This is a genomic window from Mucilaginibacter phenanthrenivorans, from assembly GCF_024721155.1.
GTDB classification, from domain to species: Bacteria; Bacteroidota; Bacteroidia; order Sphingobacteriales; family Sphingobacteriaceae; genus Mucilaginibacter; species Mucilaginibacter phenanthrenivorans.
The window spans coordinates 382,022-397,942 of record NZ_JAHVAP010000006.1; the positions used below are offsets into that span (position 1 = coordinate 382,022).

The following is a 15,921-nucleotide window of genomic DNA, read 5'->3' on the forward strand; positions in this document are numbered from 1 at the left end:
ACTTAGTTCGATGAATGTAATAGATCGCTGGCATGAACACATGCAATTGCTCAAGTGGAAAAGGGCGATGCCAAACGATCCATACCTCCGAAACCTTGATGCCATTAAACAGGAACTGGCATTGTTTTTTGATTTTAAGGATTTTGCCATGGATATTCAACCTGAACCTGATAACTGGCTCTATCATGTTTTTTTTAATTTACAGGACGCCTCTTTATATGTGATCAATGAAACTGCCGAATTACTTCGCTATTATCGTAGTTTATCCAACCAAGCCGATTATCATTTAAAAAACAACGAAGGCCGGGTCAATTACAAAAGGTTGCAGGAAGGCCTATATGAATTGTATGTGAGGTATATATTTAATTCGGCCGGATTCAAATATAAGATTGGGCAATTCTACACCAGCGAATCTGGAAATAACAAGGAAATTGACCTGTTGCTGGATGCGGGCGGAAGAACCTACAATGTCGAAATAACAAAATTTTATGACACATTTAAGGAAGGTATTGTCGCGTTGTCTCAAGAGGTTCTCGAGGAGATCGGGAAAACAGTTTTAAAAAAGTTACTAACGCAAGATGAATTGTTCTCCGGCTATTTTGCTTTTAAATACCGGCGACCAAGTTTGATCAAAAAGCGGAAACAGCTTATTGGTCACCAAATACAGAAATTTATAGATGGTTACCGGAAGGCCGAAAATAATACGCTGCTTATTCCCAAGAAAATTGAGAATGATGAATTTGAATTTGAGATCGAACCGATGTTTAGTGGCAACTTTGATAAAAAATATAATCAGTACCTGGCCAAATTTCCGGGCTCAATTAAATTTAGGGTAAGCGGCGATATCCAGACTAATATGGCTCATATTGAAGCAAATGCATTTTGCAGGGAGACCGTTGCCGAACAAAATGTCAGGGTCCAGAATAAGATTAAAGAAAAGATCAAACAACATGCAGACAGTCCACATCCGTTACTCATCATTATTGCTGTTGAACAGATATTTAGTACACACCCCAAGAACCGGACAATCGCGATCAGGCAAAGCGAAATAGACAAGCATGCCGTTCACAGGGTAATTAAAGGAAAGGCTGCCGTTATGTTCGTTTTTAAGGATATTAATGAACAAGGTTATTATAGTAGCAGTTTTATCATTGGTGACGAAATTTTGCATAATAGCCTTTTACCTGCTTTGGGAACCCTTAATCTCCAGGTGAGATATCTTCCTGTTTCCTAATGGACTTCCAGATATTTTTGCTTTATATTCAAATATGCAAAACCAAAATCCAATTAAACCTCCCGCCCGGTTCAACCACCCCGCTTGAACCCAAACAAATGTAAGCATCCCATTTACAACACTTTCTTAAACAAAACAGCAGCAATGCTGAAATCTGATCATTTGGTAACGTCAGCGGGACGCTGACCAGGGATCAAGTTCAGCGGGACGCTTGAACCGGCGGGAGGAAAGGCTTTTTTTTATACCCGCAGGGCAGGTTTTTCGATAAAAACACAACGGATAAATCCGGGTTTTTGCACGAAATTCGGCTATCCGACCAACAGAAACTACTCCAACCTGCAATACTTAACAAAAAATCTCTAACACTCATTTAAAACAGAGGCATTAGAGATTTTTAGCAATTGGTGAAATAATTTTATTGTTTTCTTTGTATTTTACTTATATGTGCACAAACGCCCATTGTTGGTTTTTGCCGCTGCTATAAGTATATTGGTCTACCGCACTACCATTTCTGAATGGAATTGCCGCATTATTCCCTAACCCAACTTCGAGGGCTTTTCCGCTATTTACATTGATTATCTTATAATATCCATTGTCGGTTGGTTGAATTAACCAGTTTTGATTGGGGTTGCCAGTACCTGTATAATCCCAAATATCCACGGGACTGCTGTTAGATTGAGACCAACCCCACGCTTCCAAACACCTGCCGCTAACGTGCATAGGGGTTAACAGGTAGCTGCCATTTGCCGCAGCTTGCACTTTAAATTGCTGATTTGCTCCGGTTAAATAATCCCATTGATCTGCCAGCGACCCATTAGCACTTAACCAGCCACCGATCTCTAAAGGCTTAAAACTATACCTATTGATAATCTGGTACACACCACCAACCTGAAATGCAGGTGATGCGCCAGTTTGTGTTCCTTGCAGAAGGGCTGCTAATTCCCGTTGATCTTGTACCGTGTAAGTTGACCTGTTGATGATCGACCCGGTGTCCCAAAGAAATGGAAGGATACCGTTCCCCAAGGCCTGGTGCATAGTGTAATTATACCAATATGCTTTGGAAGCAAGGTTGAAGTTTAAAGAGTCTCCGGTAAGGTTTCGGTTTACTACTGCAAATTCGCCCATTATTACCGGGATCCCGTTATTAACGAATTTTGTCTTCATCTGCCCGAACGATGTATTCACAGCCGACTCTTCACCGTAGGTGGCATTGCGCGTAGGATCGAACGTGGTGTGATACCCCGAACCCCAATAGTAAAACATGTTGCCCCATGATGCGTCTGAGGTTATTATACAGAAGTTGATTGGAGTATAGTAATGTATTTCCACCATTAAACGATTAGATGCCGGATCGGTAGGCATAGTGTTCATCAGGTTGTTTGTTGTTGTAATATCGGTACTTGGCCCCTGAATAACCAAAGTCCTGTAGCTGTTGTGTCCGCCGGTTGACCTCACCGCGTTGATAAAAGTTTGATGATAAGAAAGCAGAACCCTCATCCCTGTGGTATCCGATACGCCAGGTTCATTCGCGCTGGCAAAAAGCAGGTGTTGATCAAAACCACGCATTTGTGTTGCAATTTGTTCCCAAAGTGCTTTTTGTTTGGCATTGACGGCCGCCTGTGCGGTGGTTGTAACATTATTCTCCAACCATCCGTTGTCCCAGTGTATATTTAATATTACATACATGCCATCGTTAATGCAGTATTGCACAACCTGCTGCACGCGGCTAAGCCAGGCCGGGTCTATTTGCTCGGTCGAAGTATTTGAGATATGCGACCAATCCCAATTACAAGGGATCCTTATGGCGTTAAACCCCCTTTGTTTATAGCTGTCAATGAGTGCCTGGGTAATATTGGGGTTTCCCCATCCATTTTCGTTGTTGGGGGCTTCCATGGTGTTACCAATATTAATACCAAAGGTCATGTTTGCGGCCAGTTGAGCTGCTGTACTGGTCATCCCTGTTTGATCCGGTGCGATCGGGTTTGTGTTCCAGCTCGGATACGAAGCCAATGAATTACTAATGTTTTTTGAAATAATCGATTTAATGACCAGATTGGCGATCGGTTGCTTCGTGCATTTTGTCAATGCCAGAATTGCCACGATGCATAAAAGATTAATTAAATTTTTCTTCATAAAAAAATTGGTTAGGTTGGCGATATTTAAATCTGCCGCTATTAATAAAATGGTTAATTGCGTGCGAAAGTGTCAGACAACCAGGTAAAACGAGGAAATATTTATCATTGCCTGTAAGGTTTATATAGCTATTGGTATAGGGAGTTGTGTTGACAACTGCCTTTAGCCAACGAGGTATTAAAAAAAATAATGATAAGGCAGTTGCCATTCCGCATAAGGCGGTGCTTAACATTAGTTTCATTTTTCGATAGGATAAAACGGGCCTGAGCCGGTTTATTTATGTAATTGGTTAAATCTTGTTTTTCAGAAGCAGAAGGACAATTAATAAAATAGTGCAATTAAAGTCAACAAAACACAGCCGTTGAAACAATAGGCATATTTTAGTTAGCAATATTTGGATTAGTACCAGGTTTATTAATTGAGTAGTAAAACTACAGAAGAGATAATTTAGTGATGGGAGATAAAAGTCAGAAAATAGGAGGCTAAATGTTAACTTTTTTAAAAAAGCAATGCGTCTGTTAGCACTTTGTATAATAGCCCCCGCCGGTTTGTGTTATCACTTTAAAAATGGCAATTATTAATCAATGAATTGATATAGTCAAAGTGTTGCAGAACTAACGGTTCGCTATTCCGGAACGCAGTGATCAATGGCTTCGGAATGTCCAAACAGCCCCATCAGCTATCAAAAACAAACAAAGCCAGCAAATTTTTGATTTTGCCGGCTTTTGTTTTTGTATAGGTAGATCCCGTTAAAATTTATAAGCCAATGTTGTTAACAACTGGCGGGGGGCAATTGGTGTAATGCTATAATTATCATGGATCAGGTAATTCAATGTATTGGTAACATTAGTTACACTTGCCAGCAGCGAGAACTGTTTATAAGTATATCCGGCTGAAAGATCGAGTGTTGTAAAGCCCCCAACGGGAACCAGCCGGCTGTAGGCTTGTGCCTGCCCAACCGTGTTGTTGTAACCCGCCATCCTCTTGCCTGTGTAAAATGCTGTAGCCCCAACTTTAAACCCTTTTAAGGTTGGATTGCTAAATGTATAAAACAGGGTTGCATTAGCCGTACTTACCGGGCTGATCACTAATCGCTCGCCCAATATAGGCGATCCTTTTAAACCCGACACTTTTGTATAGCGCGCATTGTTGTAAGAATAACCGGTAATAAAGTAAAAATTCTTTGAAAGATGTCCCGTTATATCAACATCAAAACCATCGCTGGTAGTTTGTCCGTTAAGTTGTTTAATGGTGTTGTCGCTGTTAACGGTGCCATCGGCTTTAAAAGGGGCCACCACAGCCAGGTTGCTGTTAACAATACGGTATACGCTCAAATTAGCAATGATCTTACCGTCAAACAATTCATTTTTTAAACCGGCTTCATACTGATTCACCAGCGACGGCTTAAGGCCCTGGCCCGTGCTTACATCGGTGCCGCTATTAACCATAAAATTATTGCTGTAGCTTATATATACCGAGCTTGTACTAACCGGCTGATATATGAACGCTACTTTTGGTGAAAATGCGCGATCATACCGGGTTATGGCCGTTCCGTTACCTGAAGTTTGTTTTAGCAGGTATTGAATATTGGTTTGATACGTTTGCTGCCATGACCACCGGATTCCAGCCAGTACTTTAATTTTATCCGTAAGGCTCACCAGGTCTTGTACATAGGTGCCCAAACGATATACAGGGGCTGTTGTTCGCGCTGTATCAGTAGCGTTTGGAATATCGGTACGCTGGGTATATTTATTCAGGTCGATGGTGTTTATCTTATCATAAATATAAGTGCTGATATTTTTGCCGGCAACGCTGTAGCCATTGGTAATGTTTACAACTTTGGTAACATCAGTTCCAACTAATATTTGATGGCTTATTGAGCCGGTTTTAAATTTACCGGTTAAGTTTACCTGGCCGGTATAGTCATTTTCAATAGTTTTTGCGCGGGCTAGTCCCCTGTTCCATTCGCCTGTTGCGCTTACCGTATTGGGTAAGCTGGCCTGGTACGAGTCTATGTGGGTTCCCTGTCCGGATATAATAGCATTTAAGTGCCAGTTATCATTAAACTGGTGGTTTAAAGTTGCCATACCCGAAAACTGATCCATATGGCTATATGCCCATGAAGTGTTGATGTATTGCGAGCGTGGCACCATTGTAGGAATAGCCTGGCCGTTATTTAATGATCCTATGCCAAAGTCGGGCGTCAGGCTTTCTTTTAAATAATCGCCTTCAACAAGCAGGGTGGTTTTTTTTCCGAGGTTGAATAATAATGAAGGATTTACATATTTCCGCTCCGTGTAAACATGGTTGCGGTAGCTGCCGTCGTTTTCATAAACCCCAATCAATCTAAAGGCCACATTTTGACTAACAGGCCCATAAATATCTACACTGGGCTTAAACATATTGTAACTTCCGTAGCGCATGGAAACCTCGCCGCCACTCTCAAATTGCGGCTTTTTAGTAACCATATTAATAATAAGGCCGCCGGATACGTTACCATAAAGCAATGCCGCACTTCCTTTCAATACTTCTACTGATTCCAGCGTACTTGCTTCAGGGAAACCCGCCGTATTGGTTAATACGCCATCCTTAAAAATACTGCTTGATGCACCGGTTATACCAATGCTGTATCCACGGGCAGAAAATGTTTCACCTACGCCGCCTCTTGTTTGCGTTAACGAAACACCACTTACATTTTTAATGGCATCACCCAAACGGTTAATCTGCTGGTCTTCAATTACCCTGCTGCTTACCGTTCCGGTACTTTGAGGAAGATCAAGGGCGCGAATATTCGCTTTATCCAATGATACGGGCTTAGGCTTCCTTATCGCACTTATAACAACCTCATTTAATTTCGACGAGCTTTCGGTTAATATAAAATTTACTGTAATTGTTTTTGATGCAAGCACGGTAACCGGCTTTTCCTGGCTTTGTGTTCCAACAAATGACACCACCAAAGTGTAGCTGCCGGGTTTAATATTACTGATAACAAAGCTACCGTCATCCCTGGTGCTGGTTGTCCTGTTTAATTCCTTTACAGACACGATTACAAATGCCGCAGGCTGGCCATCAGATGTTTTAACCATCCCTGAAATTTTGCCGGTCGTAAGGTCGTCGTCAGCTTTAACGATGTTGCAAACCAACACCAGCATCAAAAAAAAGAAGGTAGCAGATAAGTAATATATTTTTTTCACGTTTTATTTAGATTAAGTCTAATTAAGCGCAAAGATATAATCACGATTTGAATTATAAAATATTATTTATAATTAGTTTAAATAAGTATTGCGAATATTAATGCCCCCGCAGCCACCACTCCCTGGCTGGATCGAATTAAACGTCTAAAATGATCGACCATTGATTTTGGTCATTGAGCGCATAGGTCAAGCCAAATAAAACAGCCTCAATGCTAAAACCTGATTATTTGGTAACGTCAGCGGGGCGCTGACCAGGGATAAAGTTCGGGACGCTTGAACCGGCGGAGATATTATTATTTTAATGCCGCGGCTATCATATCGCTCAATACATCCAGGTTCACATCCGCCAGTTTATTGATATACAAACAACCGCCACCCGTCTTAAACTTGCCGAGCTGCTGCAGGGCTGCTGCATGCCTGCGCATATCGATCAGGTATATCGTCAGGTTCGCTTTGCGTGGCGCGAAACCGATCCTGAACCAATCCACCAGCCTGCCACTGGCCGGGCTTTCGTAACGTTTCAAACCAAAGCCGACAATGGCATTGCTCCACAACACCGGAATCTCACCGCTGGCTTGCTGCATGATCTCCAACAGCATTAAACTGTCTGTACGCTTTTGTTCGTCCGGCAGCGCGCCTATAAAATCCGACACGCTCACCGCGGTCGGCCTGGTCTTGATCTCGGCGACCTTTGATTTTTTTGCTGGCATACCGCTAAACTAAATAATTCCGCGCAAAATACTTTACCACAATAACTTTGCATCATGAGCATAGCCGACAAACCCGACCAGATCATCGAATTATTGACCCGGATCGAATCGAAATTGGATCCAGGGCATCAGCCTGTTCAACATGCTTTTCTCAAGGTAATGATCCGCATCCAATGCAATAGTTTCATTACCGGATAAACCGGGTCGATCTCGAACCATTTACTGCCGAAGTTGGCGCTATTCGGGTGCTTGTGGTGGTTATTCTGGAACAATTCCCCGAGCATAAGGAAGTCAAACGGCGTGGTATTTTTTGATTTATCCTTATTATCAAAATTGGTATAACCGTATTTATGGCCGCACCAATTTACAATAGCACCGTGTATCGGGCCCATCATAAAATGTATAGGCAACAATAAAAACAACCACCAATGTGTGGCAAAAAAGATATAAAAGCAGGTATACGCAGCACCAAAAAGCAATCTCGACAAGATAGAGGAGCCCATCCGGTCAACAATTGGCCATTCCGGGTAATGACCGGGAAATTGCGCCTCTGGGTCCTTGGTGCGCTTAACATAGTCGCCAAAAGTGATGATAGTTGCCTTCATCATCTGATAGATATCAACAAAGAAATGCGGAGAATGCGGATCCTTTTCAGTGTCGCTAAAGGCATGATGCTGACGGTGCATCATTGCATAAGCACGGGGATTTAAAAACGAGGCGCCTTCAAAAAGATAGGCCAATAAATAAAATACGCGCTCCCAAAACTTATTAGTGGTAAACATGCGGTGCGAGGCGTAACGGTGCTGGAAAAATGTTTGAAAGAACAGAGACAGGAACCAGTGGGCAATAAAAAAAATCAGAATGATCATAAAAAATGGGATGAATAGCATAAATAACAGGCATGGCTTTTCCAGGACTGGTGGCAGGTAAGTAAACAGAGAGGGTAATGGGTCACTGTTGGCCTGGATTTGTCCGGTGGCACCAGCGCGGTAATGATTAAGGTGCGCTTGTATTCAACCGGTAAACGTCTTTGGCCTGTCGGGCCGTAAACAGCAGGTGCTTTGTAGTATTTTTAAGGACTATACTTATCTAACTGATAATTAGCCGGTTTATTGCATCCTGAACATTATACCGGTTTATTAATTCACAAAAAAAGGAGTTACTTTAAAGTAACTCCTCCTTGTACAATCAAGCCCTTGATTTTTAATAGTTGGGGTTTTGTTTCAACACCCCAACACTCCCCGCCGGTTCAAGCCATCGTTTATTTGTTGAGCCGAAGATATAAAGCAAAAAAGTATAATTTTCTTAATTGGCTAAACCGTTCATTTATAGACCAACACTACCAATTCAAGTACCTTTACATAACTCAAAACGATCTTTGAGCGCACCGCGTTTAACTGTTTTTTGCAGATGCGGAAAATGTTCCAGCGAGTGGTGCTATCCTTGTCCATCAGATCGTAGCACTCGGTAACTTCTTTTACAACACTTTTCCTGATCTGTTCATTCAGCCAGGTTTTCACTTTTGCATCGAACGTTGCTTTATCAAACATCCCGCTATCTTATTTTTTAATACAATAGTATAAAGATACAAAATTTGAAATCAGTGCTTAGCGTTTAAATGGCTATCAAGACCAATTGAATATCAATACTATTACAAATAGTTAGAAATTAGGCTTCTGACTTTTGTTAAGGATTTATCATTGTTAAAACAATAAATATAAAAAGCAAAGAGGCGGGGAAAAATGTAAGAAATAATTTGAACGGCCTTTTCATAATAACAACATCATCGAAATATTTATAGGCGATTATCCTCTTTAGGGAATAGAACAATCCCATCGCATACAATGCCGTAGCCAATAATATTATTTGATTTTGGGTTCCTCGTATGATTGAAGATTCCATTGTATATCTATAGATAAGCCATCTTATACCAAAAGGAAAAACCCCTATTAATGTAACTAATCCCACTATTAAACCATTTTTTGGGCGATATATTAGCAACCCCGAAGCAATTGAAAATAATACAGCAGATGATATTAGCGCGCTATAAGTTATCACCGCATTTCCATCATTGAAAGCTCTAAACACCCATATATAGTAGCTTTCAAAAAGCATATACAATCCGAATACAAAATAAAAAACATATAGCTTAATCATAATGATTAGGTTTTACCTTAATTCTCAAAATAGATTAAAGTAACCCATTATTCAAAGCTTAATGAGGTCCCTCGCCTAAAAAACAAGGGCTATCCCAAAAGGACAGCCCCTTGTACAATCAAGCCTCTAATTTTCAATAATTAGGATTTTGCTTCAACACCCCGCCACTCTTATCTATTTCCGTTTGTGGCAGCGGCCATTGATAAAACTTATCTTCAAAATGATAATTGATAAGGGAGGTTTTTACCGCGTTTAGTACCGGTCCGGCAATATGCCATCTTAACAAATCATAATGACGTAAGCCTTCAAAAGCAAGCTCGATCCGGCGCTCATGTCTTATCCTTTCGCGCATCTGATCTTTAGTGTAGCCAGCAGGGTATGGCGGCATATTTACGCGCGCACGCAGATCTGCCATTGCTTTATAAACGGTAGCGTCCGGACCGGCAATCTCATTCTGAGCCTCGGCATACATCAGCATTACATCACCCAAACGTAATATAACGGCGTCCTGCTGGCTCAGGGTAGAAAAGCCATAAGGCATATTGTTAGGCTCCAGGAATTTAATAGTTCCGTAACCGGTGGGGCGAAGGTTTGATGGGTGATACACCTTTCCCGGACCAAAATTAACAGAATCTGCATATACGGTCTTCGCCAGCCTTGGGTCGCGGTTGTTGAACTGATTTTTGGTATCGGTTAATGGTGAGGTGCCATAAGGTTGGCCATCGGTACACTCAAAGGCATCAACCATGTTTTGCAGCGGCGCGCAGGCATCGTAATCGCCATAGTACAGATCCCAGGGCGCTGTATTATTGGGCGCAAGGAAGTTAATTGAGAAAATGATCTCGGTATTATTTTTTTGCGTGGCATCCCGAAATATATCCTCAAAATTGGTACTCAGTTTGTATTGGCCCATCAGGTCAAGGCACAAATCCCTCACTTGCGTGAGTATAGTCGCGTCAGGTGTACCTGTATTACCGAAAGCTGCAAATAATAACACCCTTGCTTTTAAAGCTTTTGCCGAAGATGCCGCCGCATGGCCACCATTTGCATAGTAAGCAGCGGTATTCAGGTTGGCAATGCTGTAGTCCAGGTCAGCCGTAATCTGGGTCAGAATTTGGGCAGCCGGCACTTTTGGTTGCTTTTGATTACTCAGGTCAAGCGGTTGCAGCACCAATGGCACATCGCCATAAATACTATACAGCTGAAAGTAGAAAAAAGCCCTGATGAACCTTACTTCACCTTCGTATACTTTTCTTTGCGCGTCAGAAATGTCGCCGCCTTTATAATTAGCCAGGTTTTGAAGGAATAGGTTTACCCGGGCAATACCGGTATAACTATCGTTGTAAATGCCGGTTTCGTAACCGCCGGTAGTTGGGTTAAAATTACCCTGGACAAAATCCTTAGAGCTGCCCGAGTTAAACTGGTTATACCCGTTATCGGTAAAGCAATCCCTGAAGCCTATGCCTACCGCAAATTCCTCAGGTTGCAAAGCAGCATACACAGCAGCAAGAGACTCATCAAAATCGGCTTTCGACTTAAAAAAGGTTGAGGTGGCAATCTGATCCGAAGGGTTCAGATCAAGCGCCTTTTTACACGCGCCTGCAAACAGCGATGTAATTAATATGATGGTTATTATAATTCGATTTTTCATGTTGGGCTAATTAAAAAGAAACATTTACACCAAAAGAGTATATTTTATTTTGCGGGTATTGCACCACGTCTCCGCTGCCATAACGCTCAGGATCAAGGCCTTTAAACTTGGTTATAGTTAGCAAATTATCGCCGGCAAAGTAAACCCGCACCCTGTTAACACCTATCTTTTTGGTGACCTGTGTGGGAATGGTATAACCGAACACCAGGTTCTTAAGCCTTAAATACGATGCATCCTGCAGGAAGAAAGTAGATGGACGGCCGATCTTATCCGGCGCGCTCTGCCCGAAATAAATGCGCGGCATAGTGGTTGAAGGGTGTTCAGGCGTCCAGGCATTTAACCAGTCTGTAGTTGGCGATGCGCCCTGAACAAATGGGATAGTTCCCCAGCCAGACACGTATGACTTTACGCCGTATACCCCCTGGAACATGGCCGAAAGGTCAAAACCTTTAAAACCAGCCCCAAGATTAAATGAATAATTCAATTTAGGATAAACACCGCCAACAATGGTTCTGTCGTTCTGGTCAATTTTACCATCGCCGTTTACGTCCTTATATTTCAGGTCGCCTGGTAAGGTGGAGTCAGAAAACTGTTTAGGCGAACTGGCCACTTCTGCTGCTGATTGGAATATCCCGATCACCTGCAGCATATAAAAGGAGTTCCAGGGCTGCCCGTTTTGATTAATGGTATATCCGCCAATTTCCTGCTGGCCAAATTTCACCAGCTTATTGCTGTTATGATCAACGTTAACACCCAAATTATAAGCAAAGCCTCTTAACGCGCCATCACGTATAACGTTGTTATATGACAACCCAAGCTCAATACCCCTGTTATTCACAACGCCATCGTTAATGGTAGGCGCACCTAAACCTACCACAGCGGTAACCTGCGCAGTCCTCAAAATATCAGACGTGGTTTTATTATACCAATCGGCAGTTAAATTAAAGTTTTTGAGAATGGTCAGATCCAAACCGATATCGGTCATGGTGGTGGTTTCCCATTTAATAGCCGGGTTGTTCAGGTTCTGCTGTGCGATGCCGGTTGTTAGCGTTGAGTTATCAAACGAATAATTATACCCCAGGTTTAACAGGGCCTGGTATGGATAGTTACCCACATTCTGGTTACCCAATTGCCCCCATGATCCCCTGAGCTTAAAGTTATCCAGCCAGGTTAAATTCATGGCTTTTACAAAAGGCTCCTCGGTGACCCGCCAGCCTCCTGAAAACGATGGAAATACCCCCCACTTGTTGCTACCCGCAAATTTTGAACTTCCGTCATCACGGATGTTAGCTTCTAACAGGTACCGGCCTTTATAGTCATAATTCAAACGGCCGAAGTATGACATTAAAGCCCATTGATTAGATGTACCGTAGGCATTTTGTATGTCCGAACCTCCGGCGTTCAGTTCCTGCAAATCCAGGTCAGGAAAGTTTTTGCGATAGCCGGATAAGTATTCATATTTACTTTGCTCAATGCTGTAGCCAAATTGCGCCTTAATATTATGCCCGTGAAAATCATGCGCATAATTTAAGTAGCTATATAAATTGGTGTAAACCGTTTGTTCGTCCTGGTCGGTTAAGCCTTTTCCCAGGTCCAGCGAGGTTTCCAGTTGATTGGTCTTAAAATTGTATTCATCAAGGGTTGCTTTAAAATCCTTGTATTTATCCATATTAAAGTTTACAGCACCTTTTGTGTACCAGGAAAAATCCTTACTGAACTGAACTTCAACCCAGCCTTGCGCATTCACGGCATAATCATTAGTAACCCGGGTAAAGTTTTGATCCAGTACAGCTATCGGGTTCTTATTGTTATACTCAAAGTCATAGGCTTTGTAGGTGTAATGTCCGCTTCCATCAGTCAGGTACGGACCATAAGTAGGTGCTTGTGACATGGCCGAAAGAAAGAGGTCCATGGAAGAACCGTCCCATTGGCTGGGTGATGAAGGGGTACCGGCAACGGCATCCCTTGTGCCTGATTTTAACAGCACATTGGTTCCGAATTTAATATGATCGTTAACCTTTGAAGTTAAATTGATCCGGGCGTTGTATCGTTGATAATCAAAGCCTCTTTCAATACCATTTTGATTAACGTAACCCAATGATACATTATAAGTGGTTTTGTCATTACCGCCGGTAAATGTCAGGTTATGATTTTGCGTTGGCGCGGTTCTGAATATCAGGCTTAGCCAATCCGTATTGGGGTAATGCAGCTTGTCTGTACTGTTACGGTACAGGTCGATCTGATCCTGCGGATAAAGCGAACCAGGGTCTGTTGTGCCGCTGTTAATGCGCGCCTGGTTAAACATCTCCATGTACTGGGCCGAGTTGGTTACCAGTTTAAACATTTTGGTAGCACTATAAAAGCCCACGTTGCCATCATAGGTAATGGACATTTGCCCGGCTTTACCTTGCTTGGTGGTAACCAGCACAACGCCATTGGCGGCCCTTGAACCATATATGGATGCAGAAGCCGCATCCTTCAGTACCGACACGTTGTCTATATCGGTTGGGTTAATATCGCTAAAACTGCCGGGCACGCCATCGATCAATACCAACGGATCTGAGCCCGCGCCGCTAAACGTACTGTTACCACGGATGCGGATAGATACGCTCTCATTGCCTGGTTCGCCAGAGCCGGTATTTATCTGCACACCGGGTGCCAAACCTTCCAGCATGGAGGCCGGATTCACCACCGGGCGTTTATTCATTGTTTCGCCGGTAACAGATGAAACTGAACCCGTAAGGTTTACCTTTTTCTGGGTGCCATAACCCACAACAACCACTTCATTAAGTTTTGCGTCCAATGGGGCTAAAGCAATTACAATGTTGGTTTGCCCATTTATTGCTATTTCCTTTTGTTGAAAACCAAGGAAGGAAGCTACCAGCACAGAGCTTTCACCGGCAACCTTGATGGTAAAGGAGCCGTCTTCATTGCTTGTGGTGCCATTTGCCGTTCCTTTTTCTTTAATACTTGCTCCGGGTAAAGGAAGGCCCTTATCATCAATTACCTTTCCGCTGATAACTATTGGGGCCTGTTTTTCATTATTGGGTATTTTAGGAGTTTCCTCTTTTTCCTTTACAATAATTATTTTGTTGTAAATAGTAAAACTCAGCGGCAGCTTTGCAAAACATGCCTTAAGTGCATCCTCAATTGAGGCATTTTCTATGTGGATACTTATCTTATCAGCTTTATTTATTTGGCTTTCAGTAAATACAAATGTGTAATCGGTTTGCTTCCTGATTTTTTTAAAGATAACCTTAAGCGAAGCGTTGTTTTCATTTAAGTTAACCTTTTGAGCAAGCACGTGGGCATAGCTGCTCAGCGTTAAACCTAAAAGTATTATTAAAGTAAGCTTCATTATCAGAAGTTTTTTGAGAAGGTTGCCCCGGCCGAAAAGCATGGGGTTACATTTCGAAATTAATTCCATAAATTTGTTTTGTTTGGGTTCGAGAATAAAGAGTGCGCAACACGTCAATATTGGATAGCCTGAACAGCGACCGGGGGTGGTACCAACACTTCCGGTTTAATTTTTCAGACCAATTAATATTGAAAAAGGGAGCTGACTATGATCAGCAAAAGTGGGTTATGTGTTTTCCGTCATATGCTATTTTTTTAGGTTTATAAATTTTTAATTGGTTAGTTTTTATTTAAGGATTTATAATAATTTTTCTGCCCTGGATATCAAAATTCACTTTCCCGGTTAGTTCCAGCGCCCTTAACACTTCAGATAATTTAACTGTAGTTGGAATCTCCGCAAAAAAATGATCGTTGACTTTTTTATTGTAGACCACATCAACGTCATACCACCTGGATAATTGACGCATAACAACCTCTATGTCAACATTTTCAAATTCAAATAGATTGTTTTTCCATGCAATAACGTTGTCCACATCTACGCCTGAGACAACCTTAACCTGTCCGCTCCTATTTAATTCCGACTGTTCGCCTGGTTTAAGCATACAACTTGACGAACCGTTACTAAACTGTACAGAACCTTCTAATAAGGTTGTTTTAACGGCTGCCTCGTCGATATAAGCCATCACATTAAAGTGGGTACCAAAAACTCTTACTTCCGAGTTATTAACTTTTACTATAAAGGGCAAGGTCTTATTTTTCGCCACCTCAAAATAAGCTTCGCCGGTAATTTCTACCTTTCGTTCCTTACCTGTGAAAGCTGTCGGGAAACGTATTGATGACGCTGCATTTAACCAAACCTGGCTGCCATCCGGCAAAATAACCTGGTAATGGCCGCCTCTCGGCGTTGATACCTCATTAAAAACATTAGGTATTAAGTCACTATTGTTAGCGTTGTAAGCCAGCTTTCCATTTGTTTTGATCACTTTGGTATTACCTTGGTTGGACAGCGTACCATTTTTAGCATCATCCAGCAATATCTTAGTGCCATTTGCTAAGGTAAGTGTGGCTTTTTGCCCCCCTGCATTTATATCATTTGAAAACGTTTTAGATTTACGATGATTGGCCGCAAAATTACCGGTATTTTTTTGAGTCAAATAAAGAACCCCTATGGAGATTACACCGATAAAACACGCTGCTACGGCAACACGTTTTATCCATAGCTGGAAGACATTTGATGGAGCCTCAGGGATGCATATTTTTTGATGGATTTCGGACAGGATCTTGATGCTCTTTTCTGAATTTAATTCCTGTGAATCATTTAGATTGTTTGTAAACTGATTTTCAAGCACCTCCATTAATACTCGTTGATCAGTATTCTCGATATAATTTAAAAGCCAGCTTTTTTCCGAAAAAGACAACTCCTTCTTATCAAGCAATTGCAACAGATATTTTTTGTCGTCCTTCATGAAATTGTTTTTTTAAGCT

At 41.9% G+C, this 15,921-nt stretch carries 9 protein-coding genes; 1 reads left to right on the forward strand and 8 read right to left on the reverse strand.

The window, feature by feature from the left end; all coding sequences use genetic code 11:
* Window positions 1-10 precede the first annotated feature (10 nt).
* A complete protein-coding gene (locus KXD93_RS17175) occupies window positions 11-1,234 on the forward strand; it encodes a hypothetical protein (RefSeq protein ID WP_258138525.1) in 1,224 nt (407 codons plus the stop codon).
* Window positions 1,235-1,672: 438 nt separating this feature from the next.
* Here the strand turns inward: KXD93_RS17175 and KXD93_RS17180 are convergent, their stop codons facing one another.
* The 8 genes from KXD93_RS17180 to KXD93_RS17215 all read right to left on the reverse strand — a co-directional run bounded on the left by KXD93_RS17180 (window position 1,673) and on the right by KXD93_RS17215 (window position 15,902).
* Window positions 1,673-3,367: a cellulase family glycosylhydrolase gene (locus KXD93_RS17180; RefSeq protein ID WP_258138526.1), complete on the reverse strand. Its 1,695-nt coding sequence runs from the start codon at window positions 3,365-3,367 to the stop codon at window positions 1,673-1,675.
* 749 nt (window positions 3,368-4,116) lie between these two features.
* A complete protein-coding gene (locus KXD93_RS17185; RefSeq protein ID WP_258138527.1) occupies window positions 4,117-6,561 on the reverse strand; it encodes a TonB-dependent receptor in 2,445 nt (814 codons plus the stop codon).
* A 293-nt stretch (window positions 6,562-6,854) separates the two neighbouring features.
* Window positions 6,855-7,271: a DUF1801 domain-containing protein gene (locus KXD93_RS17190; RefSeq protein WP_258138528.1), complete on the reverse strand. Its 417-nt coding sequence runs from the start codon at window positions 7,269-7,271 to the stop codon at window positions 6,855-6,857.
* Between the two features lie 137 nt (window positions 7,272-7,408).
* Window positions 7,409-8,140, reverse strand: coding sequence for an acyl-CoA desaturase (locus tag KXD93_RS17195; RefSeq protein ID WP_258138529.1), 732 nt, complete (start codon window positions 8,138-8,140; stop codon window positions 7,409-7,411).
* A 453-nt stretch (window positions 8,141-8,593) separates the two neighbouring features.
* A complete protein-coding gene (locus KXD93_RS17200) occupies window positions 8,594-8,821 on the reverse strand; it encodes a hypothetical protein (protein ID WP_258138530.1) in 228 nt (75 codons plus the stop codon).
* A 740-nt stretch (window positions 8,822-9,561) separates the two neighbouring features.
* Window positions 9,562-11,079: a RagB/SusD family nutrient uptake outer membrane protein gene (locus KXD93_RS17205; protein ID WP_258138531.1), complete on the reverse strand. Its 1,518-nt coding sequence runs from the start codon at window positions 11,077-11,079 to the stop codon at window positions 9,562-9,564.
* Window positions 11,080-11,089: 10 nt separating this feature from the next.
* Window positions 11,090-14,437, reverse strand: coding sequence for a TonB-dependent receptor (locus KXD93_RS17210; RefSeq protein WP_258138533.1), 3,348 nt, complete (start codon window positions 14,435-14,437; stop codon window positions 11,090-11,092).
* Window positions 14,438-14,726: 289 nt separating this feature from the next.
* The gene (locus KXD93_RS17215; protein WP_258138534.1) at window positions 14,727-15,902 is read right to left on the reverse strand and encodes a FecR family protein; all 1,176 of its coding nucleotides are present in this window, start codon (window positions 15,900-15,902) and stop codon (window positions 14,727-14,729) included.
* Window positions 15,903-15,921 lie beyond the last annotated feature (19 nt).

What these genes read in the sequence shown, in the direction of transcription:
- KXD93_RS17175 (WP_258138525.1), top strand. Translation starts at nt 11, where the DNA reads ATGAATGTAATAGATCGCTGGCATGAACACATGCAATTGCTCAAGTGG.
- KXD93_RS17180 (WP_258138526.1), bottom strand. Translation starts at nt 3,367, where the DNA reads ATGAAGAAAAATTTAATTAATCTTTTATGCATCGTGGCAATTCTGGCA.
- KXD93_RS17190 (WP_258138528.1), bottom strand. Translation starts at nt 7,271, where the DNA reads ATGCCAGCAAAAAAATCAAAGGTCGCCGAGATCAAGACCAGGCCGACC.
- KXD93_RS17195 (WP_258138529.1), bottom strand. Translation starts at nt 8,140, where the DNA reads ATGATCATTCTGATTTTTTTTATTGCCCACTGGTTCCTGTCTCTGTTC.
- KXD93_RS17200 (WP_258138530.1), bottom strand. Translation starts at nt 8,821, where the DNA reads ATGTTTGATAAAGCAACGTTCGATGCAAAAGTGAAAACCTGGCTGAAT.
- KXD93_RS17205 (WP_258138531.1), bottom strand. Translation starts at nt 11,079, where the DNA reads ATGAAAAATCGAATTATAATAACCATCATATTAATTACATCGCTGTTT.
- KXD93_RS17210 (WP_258138533.1), bottom strand. Translation starts at nt 14,437, where the DNA reads ATGAAGCTTACTTTAATAATACTTTTAGGTTTAACGCTGAGCAGCTAT.
- KXD93_RS17215 (WP_258138534.1), bottom strand. Translation starts at nt 15,902, where the DNA reads ATGAAGGACGACAAAAAATATCTGTTGCAATTGCTTGATAAGAAGGAG.